Source organism: Streptomyces sp. NPDC051109 (assembly GCF_044455885.1).
Classification (GTDB): domain Bacteria; phylum Actinomycetota; class Actinomycetes; order Streptomycetales; family Streptomycetaceae; genus Streptomyces.
Genome location: NZ_JBITFF010000003.1, coordinates 31,660 through 46,208 on the forward strand (window position 1 = coordinate 31,660; position 14,549 = coordinate 46,208).

General features: G+C 71.7%; 13 protein-coding genes. 4 read left to right on the plus strand and 9 right to left on the minus strand.

The window, feature by feature from the left end; translation table 11 throughout:
* Positions 1 to 41 precede the first annotated feature (41 nt).
* On the minus strand, positions 42 to 2,918 hold the full coding sequence (locus ACIBAD_RS05920; RefSeq protein WP_398905408.1) for a UPF0182 family protein: 2,877 nt from the start codon (positions 2,916 to 2,918) through the stop codon (positions 42 to 44).
* A 152-nt stretch (positions 2,919 to 3,070) separates the two neighbouring features.
* On the opposite strand from ACIBAD_RS05920, the gene ACIBAD_RS05925 reads away from it, so the two are divergent.
* Positions 3,071 to 3,637, plus strand: a complete 567-nt coding sequence (locus ACIBAD_RS05925) for a PPA1309 family protein (RefSeq protein WP_134071400.1) — start codon at positions 3,071 to 3,073, stop codon at positions 3,635 to 3,637.
* Positions 3,638 to 3,677: 40 nt separating this feature from the next.
* Here ACIBAD_RS05925 and ACIBAD_RS05930 read toward each other — a convergent pair whose 3' ends face one another.
* The 4 genes from ACIBAD_RS05930 to ACIBAD_RS05945 all read right to left on the minus strand — a co-directional run bounded on the left by ACIBAD_RS05930 (position 3,678) and on the right by ACIBAD_RS05945 (position 7,006).
* Complete coding sequence (locus ACIBAD_RS05930; protein ID WP_134071402.1) at positions 3,678 to 4,769, minus strand: PDZ domain-containing protein; 1,092 nt, start codon at positions 4,767 to 4,769, stop codon at positions 3,678 to 3,680.
* A gap of 117 nt (positions 4,770 to 4,886) precedes the next feature.
* Positions 4,887 to 5,084: a hypothetical protein gene (locus ACIBAD_RS05935; RefSeq protein ID WP_134071404.1), complete on the minus strand. Its 198-nt coding sequence runs from the start codon at positions 5,082 to 5,084 to the stop codon at positions 4,887 to 4,889.
* Between the two features lie 157 nt (positions 5,085 to 5,241).
* On the minus strand, positions 5,242 to 5,703 hold the full coding sequence (locus ACIBAD_RS05940; RefSeq protein WP_134071406.1) for a molybdenum cofactor biosynthesis protein MoaE: 462 nt from the start codon (positions 5,701 to 5,703) through the stop codon (positions 5,242 to 5,244).
* Positions 5,704 to 5,842: 139 nt separating this feature from the next.
* Entirely contained in the window at positions 5,843 to 7,006 is a 1,164-nt protein-coding gene (locus tag ACIBAD_RS05945; protein ID WP_053691836.1) for an SDR family oxidoreductase, read from the minus strand.
* Positions 7,007 to 7,197: 191 nt separating this feature from the next.
* Between ACIBAD_RS05945 and ACIBAD_RS05950 the strand changes: the two genes are divergently transcribed.
* Both ACIBAD_RS05950 and ACIBAD_RS05955 read left to right on the plus strand, forming a co-directional pair.
* Positions 7,198 to 8,634 (plus strand): zinc-dependent metalloprotease, encoded by a 1,437-nt coding sequence (locus ACIBAD_RS05950; protein WP_398904834.1) that lies wholly within the window; start codon positions 7,198 to 7,200, stop codon positions 8,632 to 8,634.
* The gene (locus ACIBAD_RS05955) at positions 8,631 to 9,155 is read left to right on the plus strand and encodes an NUDIX hydrolase (RefSeq protein WP_134071410.1); all 525 of its coding nucleotides are present in this window, start codon (positions 8,631 to 8,633) and stop codon (positions 9,153 to 9,155) included. Before ACIBAD_RS05950 ends, ACIBAD_RS05955 begins: the two co-directional genes overlap by 4 nt.
* Before the next feature lie 66 nt (positions 9,156 to 9,221).
* Here ACIBAD_RS05955 and ACIBAD_RS05960 read toward each other — a convergent pair whose 3' ends face one another.
* The 4 genes from ACIBAD_RS05960 to ACIBAD_RS05975 all read right to left on the minus strand — a co-directional run bounded on the left by ACIBAD_RS05960 (position 9,222) and on the right by ACIBAD_RS05975 (position 13,175).
* Complete coding sequence (locus tag ACIBAD_RS05960; RefSeq protein WP_053691838.1) at positions 9,222 to 9,977, minus strand: AIM24 family protein; 756 nt, start codon at positions 9,975 to 9,977, stop codon at positions 9,222 to 9,224.
* Between the two features lie 17 nt (positions 9,978 to 9,994).
* Positions 9,995 to 10,675: an AIM24 family protein gene (locus tag ACIBAD_RS05965; RefSeq protein WP_134074411.1), complete on the minus strand. Its 681-nt coding sequence runs from the start codon at positions 10,673 to 10,675 to the stop codon at positions 9,995 to 9,997.
* Between the two features lie 28 nt (positions 10,676 to 10,703).
* The gene (locus ACIBAD_RS05970) at positions 10,704 to 12,398 is read right to left on the minus strand and encodes a TerD family protein (RefSeq protein WP_398904837.1); all 1,695 of its coding nucleotides are present in this window, start codon (positions 12,396 to 12,398) and stop codon (positions 10,704 to 10,706) included.
* 132 nt (positions 12,399 to 12,530) lie between these two features.
* Positions 12,531 to 13,175 carry a M48 family metallopeptidase gene (locus ACIBAD_RS05975; RefSeq protein WP_398904840.1) on the minus strand — a complete coding sequence of 215 codons (645 nt, stop codon included), beginning with the start codon at positions 13,173 to 13,175 and terminating at the stop codon, positions 12,531 to 12,533.
* Positions 13,176 to 13,280: 105 nt separating this feature from the next.
* Between ACIBAD_RS05975 and ACIBAD_RS05980 the strand changes: the two genes are divergently transcribed.
* Complete coding sequence (locus ACIBAD_RS05980) at positions 13,281 to 14,387, plus strand: ThiF family adenylyltransferase (RefSeq protein WP_134071418.1); 1,107 nt, start codon at positions 13,281 to 13,283, stop codon at positions 14,385 to 14,387.
* Positions 14,388 to 14,549 lie beyond the last annotated feature (162 nt).

Consider the following 14,549-nt stretch of genomic DNA (forward strand, 5'->3'; position numbering starts at 1 on the left):
TGAAACCACAGTATCACGACGCGGGACTGAGCCATTACCGGTTACCCGCCGGGCGGCGGGGTCGCCGGCTTCGCCTCCGCGTCGATCGCCCGCTGCAGCGCCGCCTTGATGTCGTCCTGCGCCTTGCCGAAGGCCGCCCAGTCGCCGGCCTGGCGGGCCTTCTCGGCCGCCTCGACCGCCTTCCTGGCGTCGTCCAGCGCGGCCTTGACCGTGGGGTTCTGGGAGGCCGGGGGCGTGGTGGTGCCCTCGCCCGGCGGGGTCACCGGAGTCGTCGGCACCGTCGGCGCCTCCGCCCCGAAGACCACGTTCAGCGCCTTCTCCAGGCTGTCCTCGAACGCCGTCTGGTTCCCGTACGTCACCAGCACCTTGCGCAGCAGCGGGTACTTCAGCCCCGAACTGCGCACGTACACCGGCTCCACGTACAGCATCCCGCCGTCGAGCGGCACCGCGAGCAGGTTGCCGTACTCGACCTCGGAGTCCCCGCCGCGCAGCAGCCTGATCGACTCGGCGATCTTCGGCTCCGACTGGAACTTGCTCTGCACCTGCTTGGGTCCGTCGACCGGCTTGCTGGTCGGCAGCTTCAGGATTCTGATCTTGCCGTAGTCCGAGGTGCCCGGATCGGCGTTGACCGCCATGAAGGCGCTCAGGTTGTCCCGCTCGTTCGGCGTGAACGTCGTCGTGAGCGAGAAGACCTGGTCCTTCTCCTTCTGCCCCGGCATCTTCATCGACAGGTAGTACGGCGGGACCGCCGTACCGGCCTTGGTCGTCGGGTCGTCCGGGACGGCCCAGGCCTCGCTGCCGCTGAGGAAGGTCTGCGGATCGGTCACGTGGTACCGGGTGAGCAGCTCGCGCTGGACCTTGAAGAGGTCCTGCGGGTAGCGCAGGTGGTCCATGAGCGGCTTGGAGATGTCGCTCTTGGGCTTGACCGTTCCCGGGAACGCCTTCATCCAGGTCTTGAGGACCGGGTCCTCGGTGTCCCACTGGTACAGGTTGACCGTGCCGTCGTAGGCGTCGACCGTGGCCTTGACCGAGTTGCGGATGTAGTTGACCTGGTTCTCCTGCGCCACCACGGCGCGCTGGCTGTTGGTGAGGGAGTCCGCGGTGCTCTGGCCCAGCGTGGTGCGCGAGGCGTACGGGTAGCCGTTCGTCGTCGTGTACGCGTCCACGATCCACTTGATCCGGCCGTCCACGACCGCCGGGTAGGGGGCGCCGTCGATGGTCAGCCACGGGGCGACGGCCTCGACGCGCTCCTTGGGCGTGCGGTGGTAGAGGATCCGCGAGCCGTCGCCGATGGCGCCGGAGTAGAGGATCTGCGGCTCGCTGAACGCCAGCGCGTACGCGGCCCGGTTGACCGGGCTGTCGAGGTTGACGCCGGAGTCGCCCTTGTAGCTCGTCTCCTTCTCGCCCTTGTCGTCCGAGTAGTCGAGCTCCTTCTGCGGACCGCCGACGATCGAGTACTGCTTCGTCTGCTCGCCGTAGTAGATGCGCTGCTCGAAGTCCGTGCCGAACATCCCCTTGGAGGGCAGGTCGGACTGCGTGAAGTCGGGGGCGCCGTCCTTGACGGTGGTGCCCTTGGCCGCGACCACGCCGTAGCCGTGCGTGTACTTGAAGTGGTCGTTGATCCAGTTGTTCTTCGGGATGCCGCCGATGTTCAGCTCGCGCAGCCCGATGACCGTGTCCTGGCCGCTGTACCGGTCCACGGCGAGCGTGGACGGGAAGGCGTAGTAGCCCTTGACCTGCTGGAGCTGCTGGAAGGCCGGGGAGACGATGTTCGGGTCGAGGAGCCGGACGCTGGCGGTGGTGTTCGCCGCCTCGCGCAGCTTGGTCTTGTCCTCGGTCTGCGGGACTCCCGGATAGTCCTTGACGTCCGCCTGGTCGATCCCGTAGGCGTCGCGCGTGGCCTTGATGTTCTTCTCGACGTACGGCGATTCCTTGGCCTGCTCGTTCGGCTGGACCTGGAACTTCTGCACGATCGCCGGGTACAGCCCGCCGATCAGGATCGCCGAGAGCACCATCAGGCCGAAGCCGATGACCGGCAGCTGCCAGGTGCGGCGCCACAGCGTCGCGAAGAACAGCACGGCACAGATGGCGGCGATCGCGACGAGGATCGTCTTCGCCGGCAGGTAGGCGTTCGCGTCGACGTAGCGCAGGCCGGTCCAGTTGTCCGCGGCCTTGAAGTCGCTGGACTTCACGGCGAGGCCGTACCGGTCGAGCCAGTACGCGACCGCCTTGAGCGTCACGAAGAGGCCGAGCAGCACCGACAGGTGCCCGGTCGCGGCGGCGGTGGCCCGCGCGCCCGGGCTCGTCACGCGCAGTCCGCCGTACAGGTAGTGGACGACGACCGCGGCGATCACCGACAGCACGACCGCGGCGAAGCCGAAGCCGAGCAGGAAGCGGTACCAGGGCAGGTCGAAGGTGTAGAACGACACGTCAAGGTGGAACTGGGGGTCCTTCTGCCCGAAGGGCACCCCGTTCACGTACATCAGCCAGGTCTTCCACTGGCCCGCCGCCGAGGCACCCGCGATCATGCCGACGAGCGCCGCGATGCCGAGGAGCAGCCACCTCTTGTAGGGGGCGACGCTCATCCGGTAGCGGTCGAGGCTCTGCTGCTCCATCGACATCGCGGACAGCGGCGGCCGCAGCCGGTACGCCAGCCAGATGTTCAGCCCGACGGCACCCGCCATCAGCAGGCCGAAGACGGCGAAGAGGCCGATCTTGGTCCACAGGGTGGTGGTGAAGACCGTGGAGTACTTCACGGAGCGGAACCAGAGCCAGTCCGTCCAGAAGCCCGCGAACATGATGAACGCCATGGCCAGGACGGCCAGTACGCCCAAGGTCATCAGAAGAGTGCGGGCGCGCCGGGAGGGGCGGCCGACTCTCATCCGTGGCCCGGAGGGGCCTCCGCCGCGGTCCGGCATCTGGAAAGCCAAGGTGCGCACCTCGAAAGTCGCTGAGTCTCGTTGCGGGACATTTCAAAAGCTGGGCCCCCGATGGTAGGGCCCACTCTTGCAACTTACTGAGGCTTTAGTCAGTTCCCGGTATCGGGTGGAAAGGAGGCAGGATGTTGTCCATGTCCAACCTTTCCCCTTCCCCGGGCGGCACGCCGATGGCCGCCACCCCCCTGACGCGTGCCGTCCTGGAGATCGACGAGTACGCCTCCTCCCTAGGCTGGGACAAGCCCGCCCGGCTCTTCGCGCTCGTCGACACCGCCAAGCTGCGCAAGTCGGAGCCGCGGCTGGCGAGCCAGCTCGGCCTCGACCAGGACGACGCGGGCAAGAGCCAGCTGACCCCGATCGAGCAGGACGAGGTGCCGAAGGGCACGCCGCTGGACAAGTTCCTGGGAACCATCGCCTGGCCCCCGTCGATCGTGGGCTGCGCGCTGACGGTGGAGCGGCTGATGCTGCCGCCGTCCGCGGAGGCCTCCGTACCGGAGGGGCTCAACGACAAGCAGCTCGCCAAGTGGGTCGCGGCGCACCCGGACCGTCAGGAGGTGCGCCTCACCGTGGGCGTGCTGCGCGACGGGTCGCGGGAGTCCGCGGTGCGGCTGCGCGAGAAGGACTCGTCGACCGAGGTGCTGACCGGCGCGAGCCTGGTGCCGGGGCTGGCCGAGGCGCTGGCCGCGACCTTCCTGGACTGAGCGGGACGGGGAGCCGGCAGGGGTCGGCACGGGTCACGGGTCAGGGCTTGCCGCACTGCGGCAGTCCGGCCGTGTCCCCCTTGCTGATCTTCTCCAGCGCCTTCGTGGCGTCGTCGATGGTGGAGACCTTCACCAGGGTCAGGCCGTCGGGGACGTGCTCGGAGGCCGAGCCGCAGTTCTCGGCGGGCGTCAGGAAGTATTCGGCGCCGGCCTGGCGGGCGCCGATCGTCTTCATCTGGATGCCGCCGATGGGGCCGACCTTGCCCGCGTCGTCTATGGTGCCGGTGCCCGCGACGAACTTGCCGCCGGTCAGATCGCCGGGGGTGAGCTTGTCCACGATGCCGAGGGCGAACATCAGGCCCGCGCTCGGGCCGCCGACGTCGGCCAGCTTGATGTCGATCGTGAACGGGAAGGTGTGGTCGGTGCCCGCCCGGATGCCGACGATGGCGTGCCCGTCGCCCTCCGCCTTGGCGGTGGTGATCACGACCTTGGACGAGCCGGTGGGCTCGCGGTGCTCCTTCTCCGCCTGGGCCGCATCGGCGGCGGGCACGATGGTGAACTCGACCGGCTCGCCGGCCTTGCGCTTGGTGACGAGCTTGGCCACGTCCTCGGGGGCGCCCACCGGGCTGCCGTCCACCGCCCTGATCACGTCTCCCGCGTGCAGCTTGCCCTCGGCGGGGCTGCCCTTGACGACGGTGGCGACCACGACGCGGGTGGTGACGCCCGGGGTGCCCAGCTGCTTGAGGGCGGCCACCTTGGCGCTCTCCTGCGACTGGCTGAACTCCTCCGCGTTCTCCTGCGTGGACTGCTCCTCCGTCTTCCCGTCCGGGTAGAGGTTCTCGTGCGGGAGGACGATGTTGTCGTCGGACAGCCAGCCGTAGACCGCTTCCAGCAGGTTCATGTCGTAGTCCGCGCCGGTGACGCGGACCGTCGTCATGTTGAGGTGCCCGCTGGTCGGGTACGTCTTGTGGTCCGCGATGCTGATGACGGGCTCGCCGCGCGAATCGCCGAGCGTGTTCACCGTGGGGCCCGGGCTCATTTCCGAGTACGGGACCTTGATGAACACCCCTGCGCAGAGCAGCGCGAACAGCATGAGGGTGGAGGCGAGCATCGTCGCAGTGCGGCGTGGCATGGATCGACAGTACGTGACGGCCCTGACGGGCGGCCGCCGGGGCCGGTCCGTACGGGAACCGTACGCCGAACTCTCAGCGGATTCTCAGAGCGCTCAGGGGGCCTCGCCCGGGACGCGTCACACCGCGTCGGAACCGGAATGGGCCGCTGCCTTCGCCCTGGTCTGATCGGCCTTGTCCATGGCTTCACGGAACCTCGCGTATCCCGCGAGTTCGGATATGTCTCCTTGCGTGCGGTCGCGAGCCGCCCAGCTGCCCCATATCGCCGCTCCGATGGCGGCGAACAGCGGAATCAGCAACCACGCCAATGACGCCATGGACGTGCCTCCCTGCCCCGAAAGTACGTGTCGTTGGTGGCTTCAACGCTCGTGCCCGGGAGGGGGTTACGCAAATCGAGGGCGTGTTGCGCGGCCGAACGGGTGGGACAGTACCCGCTCGCCGCAACCGCCCCGCGCGCGGGGGTCCCGACGCGCCTCAGCAGGCGCCGACCCACTCCTCCGTACCGTCGGAGAACGTCTGGTGCTTCCAGATCGGGACCTCGTGCTTCAGGTCGTCGATCAGCATCCGGCAGGCCTCGAAGGCCTCGCCGCGGTGCGGGCAGGACACCGCCACGATCACCGCGAGGTCTCCGACGGACAGGTCGCCGATGCGGTGGACCGCGGCCAGGGCGCGGACCGGGTACTTGGCGACCACCTGCTCGGCGATGCGCCGCATCTCGGCCTCGGCCGTCGGGTGGCAGGAGTATCCCAGCCCGTCGACGTCGGCCCCGCCGTCGTGGTTGCGCACCGTGCCGACGAAGAGCGCGGTGCCGCCCGTCGCGTCGTCGCCGACGGCCTGGAAGACCTCGTCTATCGAGAGCGGGGTCTCGCGGATCCCGAGCAGCCGGATCGGGTCCGGAGCGGCCTGCTCGCCGGGGTGGTCGAAGTGCGGTGCCATGCAGCCATCGTGCACCACTGCTCTCCCATCGCGGTATAGCCGATTCGACCGGCTGTACGACCCAAGCGTATGGAGCCTCCTACAGGACCGACGGCCCGGGGCGCCCGCCCGGGCCCGGGGCCCGGGCGGAGCTTCGAGGTCAGAGGCCTCGGCGGCGCCGTGCGGCGCGGACCACCGCGGCGGCGCCGAGCAGGGCGACCGTCGCCCCCGCGGCGCCCGCGGCGGTGGCGTCCTTGCGGCCCAGCCGGCGCCCCGCGACGGTGTGCCGGCCCGCGACCTCCTGGAGGAGCTCGGCCAGCACCTCCTCGTTGGTCCAGCGCGGCCGCCAGCCCGCCGCGTGCAGCCCGCTGACGCTGACCACCCACGGATGCATCGTGTACGCGAGGTCCCCGGCCGGGGAGGGCGTCAGGCCGATCCGGTGCAGCCGCGCCGCCGCGCCCAGCGCGACCGCCGACGGGAGCTCCATGCGGCGGATGCCGCTCAGCTCCTCGACCTCCTCCTGCTCCAGCCAGCCCTCGCAGCCGACCGCCAGCTCGCCCTCGACCTTCTCCAGCGCGGCGTACTCCAGCGCGCTGACCAGGTCCTCCACGTGGCAGAACTGCCAGGTCGGCCGGGATCCGGCCACCACCAGCAGGCGCGGGGACTCGAAGTACCGGGTCAGCGCCGTGTCCGTGCCGCCGACCAGGACCGCCGGGCGGACCACGGTCACGTTCAGACCGGGGTGCGCCCGCGGCGCCCTGCGGCCCAGCCGCTCGATCTCCAGCAGGTCGCCGACGCCCGTCGCCTCGGCCGTGGCCCGCAGCTCGGAGTCCTCCGACAGCGGGATGTCGTTGTCCGGCAGCGCCCCGTAGACCATCGCGGAGGTGCACAGCACGACCCGGTGCACCCCGGCCGCCGCGGCCGCCGTGAGCACGGTCTGGGTCCCGCGCACGTTGTACGCCGTACGGGCCGCCGGGTCCGTCTCCAGGTCGAGGTCCAGCGCCAGGTGGACGACCACGTCGGCGCCGCGCAGCCTCTCGGCGATCGCGGGATCGCGCACGTCCAGGACGTGCCACTGCGCGGCGGCGCACTCGCCGCGCCGCTCGTCGATCGCCACGACCTGCTTGACCTCGTCGGAGTCGGCCAGGCGGGCCACCAGGGCCGCCCCGACCCCGGAGGCGGCGCCGGTCACGGCGATCACGGGGCTGTTCTTGCGGGGTCCAGCCTGGTTTCGCGGCTGGCGAACGCCATGGGCGCTCTCACCGTGCTCAGGGCGGTTTTCGGCGTCGTGGGGCGCGCGAACCTGTGGATCTGGGGAACTCACCAGGCGTCTCCAGCGGTTGTCTTCAGTAGGGACGCGCCGTGACGCGTACCTACCAGGTGATGTCCATCCTGCCGCAGCCCAGGAGTCGGCGGAGCACCGAGCCCGCAAGCGGGTCCGGTGTCTACGCTGGGTGGTGTTGTCGGACCCATTCCCGTCGGCCCCGCCGGCGGCCCTACGAGCCGAGGAAACCCGTGAGCGACACCCCATTCGGATTCGGCCTTCCGCCGGAGGAGCCGGAGAGCGGCGACGAAGGCAAGAAGAAGGGCAATCAGGGCGGTCAGGGCGGCCCGAATCCGTTCGGGTTCCCCGGCATGGGCCTGCCGGGCGGCGCCGGCGGCCCCGGCGGCGCGGACAATCCGTTCGCGGCCATGTTCGGCTCGATGAACCCGAACGACCTGGGCGCGGCCTTCCAGCAGCTCGGCCAGATGCTCAGCTACGAGGGCGGTCCCGTGAACTGGGACATGGCCAAGGACATCGCCCGCCAGACCGTGGCCCAGGGCACGGCGGACGGGGTGAAGGACGCCAGCGTCGGCAGCTCCGAGAAGTCCGCCGTCGAGGAGGCCGTGCGCCTCGCCGACCACTGGCTGGACGGGGTGACCTCGCTGCCCTCGGGCGCCCCCACGGCCGTCGCGTGGAGCCGCGCCGAGTGGGTCGAGGCGACCCTCCCGGTGTGGAAGGAGCTCGTGGACCCGGTCGCCGAGCGCGTCGGCGTGGCCATGGGCAGCGTGCTGCCCGAGGAGATGCAGGCGATGGCCGGCCCGCTGCTCGGCATGATGCGCTCCATGGGCGGGGCCATGTTCGGCCAGCAGATCGGCCAGGCCGTGGGCACCCTCGCGGGCGAGGTCGTCGGCTCGACCGACATCGGGCTGCCGCTGGGCCCGGCCGGAAAGGCCGCCCTGCTGCCGCTGAACATCGCGGCCTTCGGCAAGGACCTGGGCGTCTCCGCCGAGGAGGTGCGGCTGTACCTGGCCCTGCGCGAGGCGGCCCACGCCCGGCTCTTCGCGCACGTGCCGTGGCTGCGCTCGCACCTGTTCGGCGCGGTCGAGGGGTACGCGCGCGGCATCAAGGTCGACACCTCGAAGCTGGAGGACGTGGTCGGCCAGCTCGACCCGTCCAACCCGGAGCAGCTGCAGGAGGCGCTCCAGGGCGGCATGTTCCAGCCGCAGGACACCCCTGAGCAGAAGGCCGCCCTGGCCCGCCTGGAGACGGCGCTCGCGCTGGTCGAGGGCTGGGTGGACGCGGTCGTGCACGAGGCGGCCAAGCCCCGGCTGACCTCGGCGGACGCCATGCGCGAGACCATGCGCCGGCGGCGCGCCTCGGGCGGCCCGGCGGAGCAGACCTTCGCGACCCTGGTCGGGCTGGAGCTGCGCCCGCGCCGGCTGCGGGACGCCTCGCGGCTGTGGGCGTCGCTGACCGACGCGCGCGGTGTGGACGGCCGGGACGGACTGTGGGAGCACCCGGACATGCTGCCGACCGCCTCCGACCTGGACGACCCGGACGGGTTCGTGCACCGCGAGCACCTGGACTTCTCCGAGATCGACAAGATGCTCGGCGAGGCCGCGGAGAAGCGCGACAAGGGCCCGCAGGGCGAAGCCGACTCCGACGGTGAGGGTGAAACGAAGAAGTGAGCCTGTACGACGACGCGGTGCTGGTCCTCAAGGGTTACGAGGCCCAGCCCGAGCTGCGCGATCTGTATCTGGAGCACCTGGCCGCCCACCCGGACGGGGTCTACAAGCCCTGCCGGGCCGGGCACATCACGGGCAGCGCGCTGGTCATCGACCCGGCGGGCGGGCGCGTCCTGCTGACCCTGCACAAGAAGCTCGGCCTCTGGCTCCAGATGGGCGGGCACTGCGAGCCCGAGGACACCACCCTCGCCGGGGCCGCGCTGCGCGAGGCCGTCGAGGAGTCGGGCATCGCCTCCGGGCTGACCCTGCTCCCGGGCGGGCCCGTACGGCTGGACCGGCATCCGATCCCGGCGCCGTGCAACTGGCACCTGGACGTGCAGTACGCGGCGCTGGCTCCGGCCGACGCGGTCGTGGAGATCAGCGAGGAGTCGCTGGACGTGCGCTGGTTCCCGTACGAGGAGGTGGCGGCGGTGGCCGACACCTCGGTCGTCCAGCTGATGGAGGCGACCCGGGCGCGGCTCTGACCCCTCCGGACAGCCCGGAAGGGGCGGCTCCGCATCCGCGGGGCCGCCCCTTCCCTGCGCTTCGGGCTAGTTCCAGGCGTTGTTCTGGTTCTGGGCGTGGACGCCGTGCTGGCCCATCCCGTACTGCGCGGCCATGCCCTGTCCGAGCTGGGCGTTCTGCGGCGGCAGCACCTCGCTCGGCTGCACCAGCGCGAAGCCGGTGCCGAGGAAGCTGAGCTCCCAGCCCTCGCCGGTGTTGCCGCGCCGCCGCCAGACGCCGGTGGAGTGCGTCTGGGCCTGCATCTGCACGCGCAGCGAGGTGGACCAGGCGACGATCGCGTCCGCGTCGGCGTTGACGTACTTGTCGGGCGTGACCTGCATCATCAGCGGCTGCCCGGAGGTCATCAGCGCGACCTTGCCGCGGCCGGTGATGTTGAGCTGGTACTTGCCGGAGCCGGAGATCCCGTACTGGCTGTCCACCGCGATCGCCTCGGTGTGCAGGGTGGAGTCCAGGGCCAGCACGTAGCTGCTGTCGACGGTGAGGCCGTCCTGGTCCACGTCCACGACGTGGACGTACTGGGCGAGGTTGGCCAGGTAGACCGTGCCCTGCCCCGAGCAGCGCATCAGGTCGAGGCCCTCGCCCGTGCGGGCGCGGGCGGTGCGCTGCGTGGTGCTCTGGTACTCGCCGTCGAAGTCGATGATGCCCTGGTAGGCGACCATGGCGCCCTTGCGGGCGAGCACGTCGTCGGAGCCGGCCAGCGTGACCCGCAGCAGCTGCGGGTTCTGGACGGCGTACCGCTCCTGGGACTGCGCCTCGGCGTGGGCGAAAAGTGCGCTCTGCATGATGTGTCCGCTCCCCCTCAGCCCCGGGTCCGGAGCCGGTCGGTGCTGTCCTCGCTGGGCTGTACGACGACGATGCCCTGGCCGGAGAAGGCCATCTGGTAGGCCTCCCCGCTGCCCCGGCCGATCATCGACGAGGCCTTGAAGCTGCGCTTGCCCTTCACCTTGAGGTTCGGGGACCAGGCGACGAGCGCGTCCGGGTCGACGTACGTCTCGTCCTCGCCGCGGCCGCAGTCGACCACGATCGGGGTGCCGCGGGAGGTGATCGCGACCCAGCCGGTGCCGGAGACCTGCACGTTGAACAGGCCCTGCCCGGCGAACTTGGCCATGCCCTTGACCCGTTCGACGCCCCACTGCAGGTGGGCGTCGAAGGCGAGCAGGTTGGTGCCGTTGACCGAGAGGGCGTCGTTGTTGAGGTTGATCACGACGACGTCGGCGCCGTAGTCGGCGAGGTAGAGCAGGCCGTCTCCGGTGCACTTCATCAGCGGGGCGCCTTCGCCCGTCAGCCACTGCGAGGCCATCTGGCGCAGGGCCGGCGGGTTGGGCTCGTACTGGACGAAGCCCTCGTACGCGACCATCGATCCGGTGCGCGCGAAGAGGTCCTGGCCGCTCTGCATGGCGACCTTGAGCATGGCCCTGCCGTGGTTCTCCATGCGGGCCGTGACGGGGGTGGGGGCGTAGCCCGCGAGCTGCTGGTTCATTGCGTTCATGGCATTCATGTGGGCTCCCTCAGACCTCGTACGGCTGGACGACGATGAAGTTGCCGGGAGCGCCGCGGAACTGGAGGTTCACGGTTTCCCCGCTGTGGCCGGGATAGGCGTTGCGCCGCAGCCGGACCTGGCTGGAGACGATCACCTGGGAGGCCGCCGACCACGCGACGATGGCGTTGCTGTCGGCGAAGGTGGTCGGGGTGACGGGCAGCACGACGGGCGTGCCGTGCGTCTTGACGATCACCGTGCCGGAGCCCTGGAACAGCATCGTGAACAGGGCCCCGCCGGGGATGCCGTGGCCCTCGATGCGGCGGACCTCGTGCTGGAGGCTCTCGTCGAAGGCGAGGACGCTCTCGGCGGAGACGCAGATCCCGTCGCCCTGGAGCTCGATGGCGTGCAGGTGGGCGCCGTTCTCGGCGAGGAAGACCTGGCCGCGGCCGCTGCAGCGCATCAGCTGCATCTCCTGGCCGGTGGCGTTGCCGACGATGCGGCCGGCGAAGCCCGCGCCCTTGTAGCTGAAGTCCACCTTGCCCTGGTAGAGGACCATGCTGCCCTGGCGGGCGAGGACGGGCTGGCCGCCCATCGCCAGGTCGACGCGCATGAGCTGCTGGTTCTGCGAGGTCCAGCGGGCGCCGGTGGGGACTTCCTTGTACGGCTGGAGGGCGGCGGCGAGGCCGGCGCCGGCCGCCTGCGGGGCGCCCTGGCCGTAGCCGGGCTGCTGGCCGGGCACCTGCTGGCCGTACGGGGGCGGCTGCTGGCCGGGGACCTGCCCGTAGGGCGCGGGGGCCGGTGCCGGAGGCGGGACCTGGCCGCCGTAGCCGGGCATCTGGCCGTACGAGGGCTGCGGCTGCTGGCCGTACGAGGGCGGGCCGGGCGGCTGCGGGGCGTGCGGCGGCTGGCCGTACGGCGCGGGGGCCGGCGGGGTGGTGAGCGGGCCGACCATGGTGGGGGCCGAGTGCACCGGGGCCGGCGGGGCGGGCTGCTGGTACTGCGGGGCGGGGGCAGGGGCCGGGGCGGGCGCGGGCTGCGGGACGTACGGGGCCTGGGGGGCCTGCGGGGCCTGGACCGGGGCGCCGAAGGACGGCGCCGGGGCGGCGGCCTGCGGCGGCGGGGCGAACCCCGGCGCGGCGCCGGCCTGGGCCGGGGCGGGGGCCTGCGGCTGCTGCGGGGCCTGCTGCTCGTCCTCCTCGGCGACCTCGCCGCCGAAGTTCTTCAGCAGCGCGGCGAGCCCGCCGTCGAAGCCCTGGCCCACGGCGGCGAAGCGCCACACGTCCTTGAGGTAGAAGTCGCCGAGCATGACCGCGCGCTCGGTGCTGAACTCCGCGCCCGTGAAGGAGTACCGGACGACTTCCTCGCCGCCGGCCACGATCCGGATGTAGCCCGGACCGATCTGCGACATCTGTCCGGCGCCGTCGATCGTGGCCGTGAAGGACAGCTTGTGGATGCTCGCCGGAACGCGGTCCAGCGTCACCCGGAAGGACTCGGTGTCGCCGGCCTGCGCGCCGAGCTGCTGGATCGACTCCTCCGGCGACTTCGGCTGGTTGTAGAAGACGAAGTACCGGTCGTCCGACAGCTGCTCGTTGGCGTCAAGGCCGAAGCAGCTGATGTCGAAGGCGAGTCCCGGCCCGTCGATCCGCACACCCACGTACAGATCCGTGCCTGCCGTCAGATCGCTGATCCTGGCCTTGTGACCGCGTTGGAATTCCCTGGCCATACGTAACGACCGTCCCCCATCCCGACAGTGAATTGCGTGCCGCTCAGGCTAGCCGCATCCGCCGACATCCGGCCAAGTCGGTACCGACCCGGTACATATCGAGACGTGCGCCGCCCGGGTGCGCGGGGCGGGTCACTCCTCGCGGGCCGCGGGGACCTTGGGGAGGCGCTCGGCGGCGACCACTCCCTCCAGGTAGCCGCGGGCCCGCTCGGTGCGCGGGTAGGCCTCCAGCAGTTCCCAGAAGCGGGGTCCGTGGCCGGGCACGAGGAGGTGGGCCAGCTCGTGGAGCAGCACGTAGTCGACGACGTACTCCGGCATCCCCTGGAGGCGGTGGGAGAGCCGGATGCTGCCTTCGGCCGGGGTGCAGGAGCCCCAGCGGGTGTTCTGGTTGGTGACCCAGCGCACCGAGCGGGGGCGGGCCCGGGCGCCGAAGTACTGGTCGGACAAACGCTCGGCGCGTTCGGTGAGTTCCGCGTCCCCGAGGGTGCGCCTGCTCTCCTGCGCGGCGAGCTTGTCGAGCATGACGCCCACCCAGCGCTGCTCCTCGGCCTCGGACATCCGGGCAGGGATGAGGACGACCGTACGGTCACCCTCGCGGTAGGCGGATACGGTCCTGCGGCGGCGCGCGCTCCGGCGGACTTCGACGGCGCGCTGCTGTGGGTCGGCGGACACGCCCAAGACCGTACCCGCTCGCCTGGCCGAAGTCCCCCCGCTCCGCGGTTCGAACGTGATCGGTTCGAAGGCCGCAGAGGAAGCGCCCCCTTTTCTCCATCTCATATGCCTAATAACCCTTGCCTGTGGACAAATCCGCGCACGGGATGCGGCGGGCGGGCACTCTGCGAGGGACGGGAAAGAGGCGGGGTCCGCAGGAGGGGGAGAGCTGTGTATCCGAAGGTGAAGCCGGCGCTGGCGAGGGCTTGGCGGGATCTGCAGACGGTGCAGTTCGGGGTGACGCCCGCACATGCGGTGGTGCTCGGCCCGGTGGACACGGCGACGGGATCGCTCATCGACCGGATCGACGGGACGCGCGGGATGGAGCTGCTGCGCGCCGAGGCGGTCGCGGTGGGACTGCCGGAGGGGCAGGTGGACGCGCTGGTCCGGCGGCTGGCGGCGGCCGGGCTGCTGGACGACGCCACGGCGGGCGGCCCGCGGGCCCAGGCCGTGCGCAAACGGCCGGAGACCCTGGAGCGCCTCGGGCCCGATCTGGGCTCCCTGTCGCTGGTGCACCGCGAGCCGGGGGGCGACCTGCGGGGGATCGCGGCGCGGCGGGCCATACGGGTCCAGGTGCGCGGGAGCGGCCGGGTGGGCGGGGTGATCGCCGGGGTGCTGGCGGCGGCGGGCGTGGGCCGGGTCGAGGTCCTCGACGGCGGCCGGGTGGAGCCGGCGGATGTGGCTCCGGGCGGGCTCGGACCCGACAGCGTGGGCCGGCTGCGGGCGGAGGCCGCGGCCGCGCTGGTCCGCGCCTCGGCTCCGGGGCGCCCGCCGCGGACCTCCGAGCACGAAGGCCCCGAGCCGGGGGTGTCCCTGGTGGTGGTCGCGCCCCGGGACGGCCTGCAGGCGTGGGCCCCGGATCCGGGCACGGCGGCCGACTGGATCGCCGCCGGCATCCCTCATCTGTACGCCGGGGTGCTGGAGGGCACCGGGCTGGTGGGGCCGCTGGTGCTGCCGGGGGCCACCGCCTGCGCGGGGTGCATGGAACGCGACCGGGTCGAGGCGGATCCGGCCTGGCCCCGGATGCTGGTCCAATGGCGCTCGGCGCACCGCCGCCGGGCCACCGCGGCCTGCGGCCTCGGCCTGGCCGCGGCGGTGGCCGGCCTGGCCGCGGCCCACGCCCTGTCCTTCCTGGACGGGGAGCTCCCCGCCTCCACGGCCTCCCGCTGGGAAGCCGCCCTCCCGGGCCTCCACTGGGAGCGGACCCCCTTACGCCCCCACCCCGGCTGCCCCTGCGCGGCGGCCCGGATCCCGGCGGAGCAGGCGGTGCCGTCGTGAAGGCTCGATCAGCTCTCCGGCGGTGCGGGCCCGCGAGGGTGGACACTGTCCGGCGGCGGGCGATTACGCCGTACTCGGGGTGGGCGCCTCGGCCGGGGCGGGGCCGGAGCGCCATGACAGGATGCGGTGGGCCGAGGGGTCATCTCGAACCGCCGCTTGCGG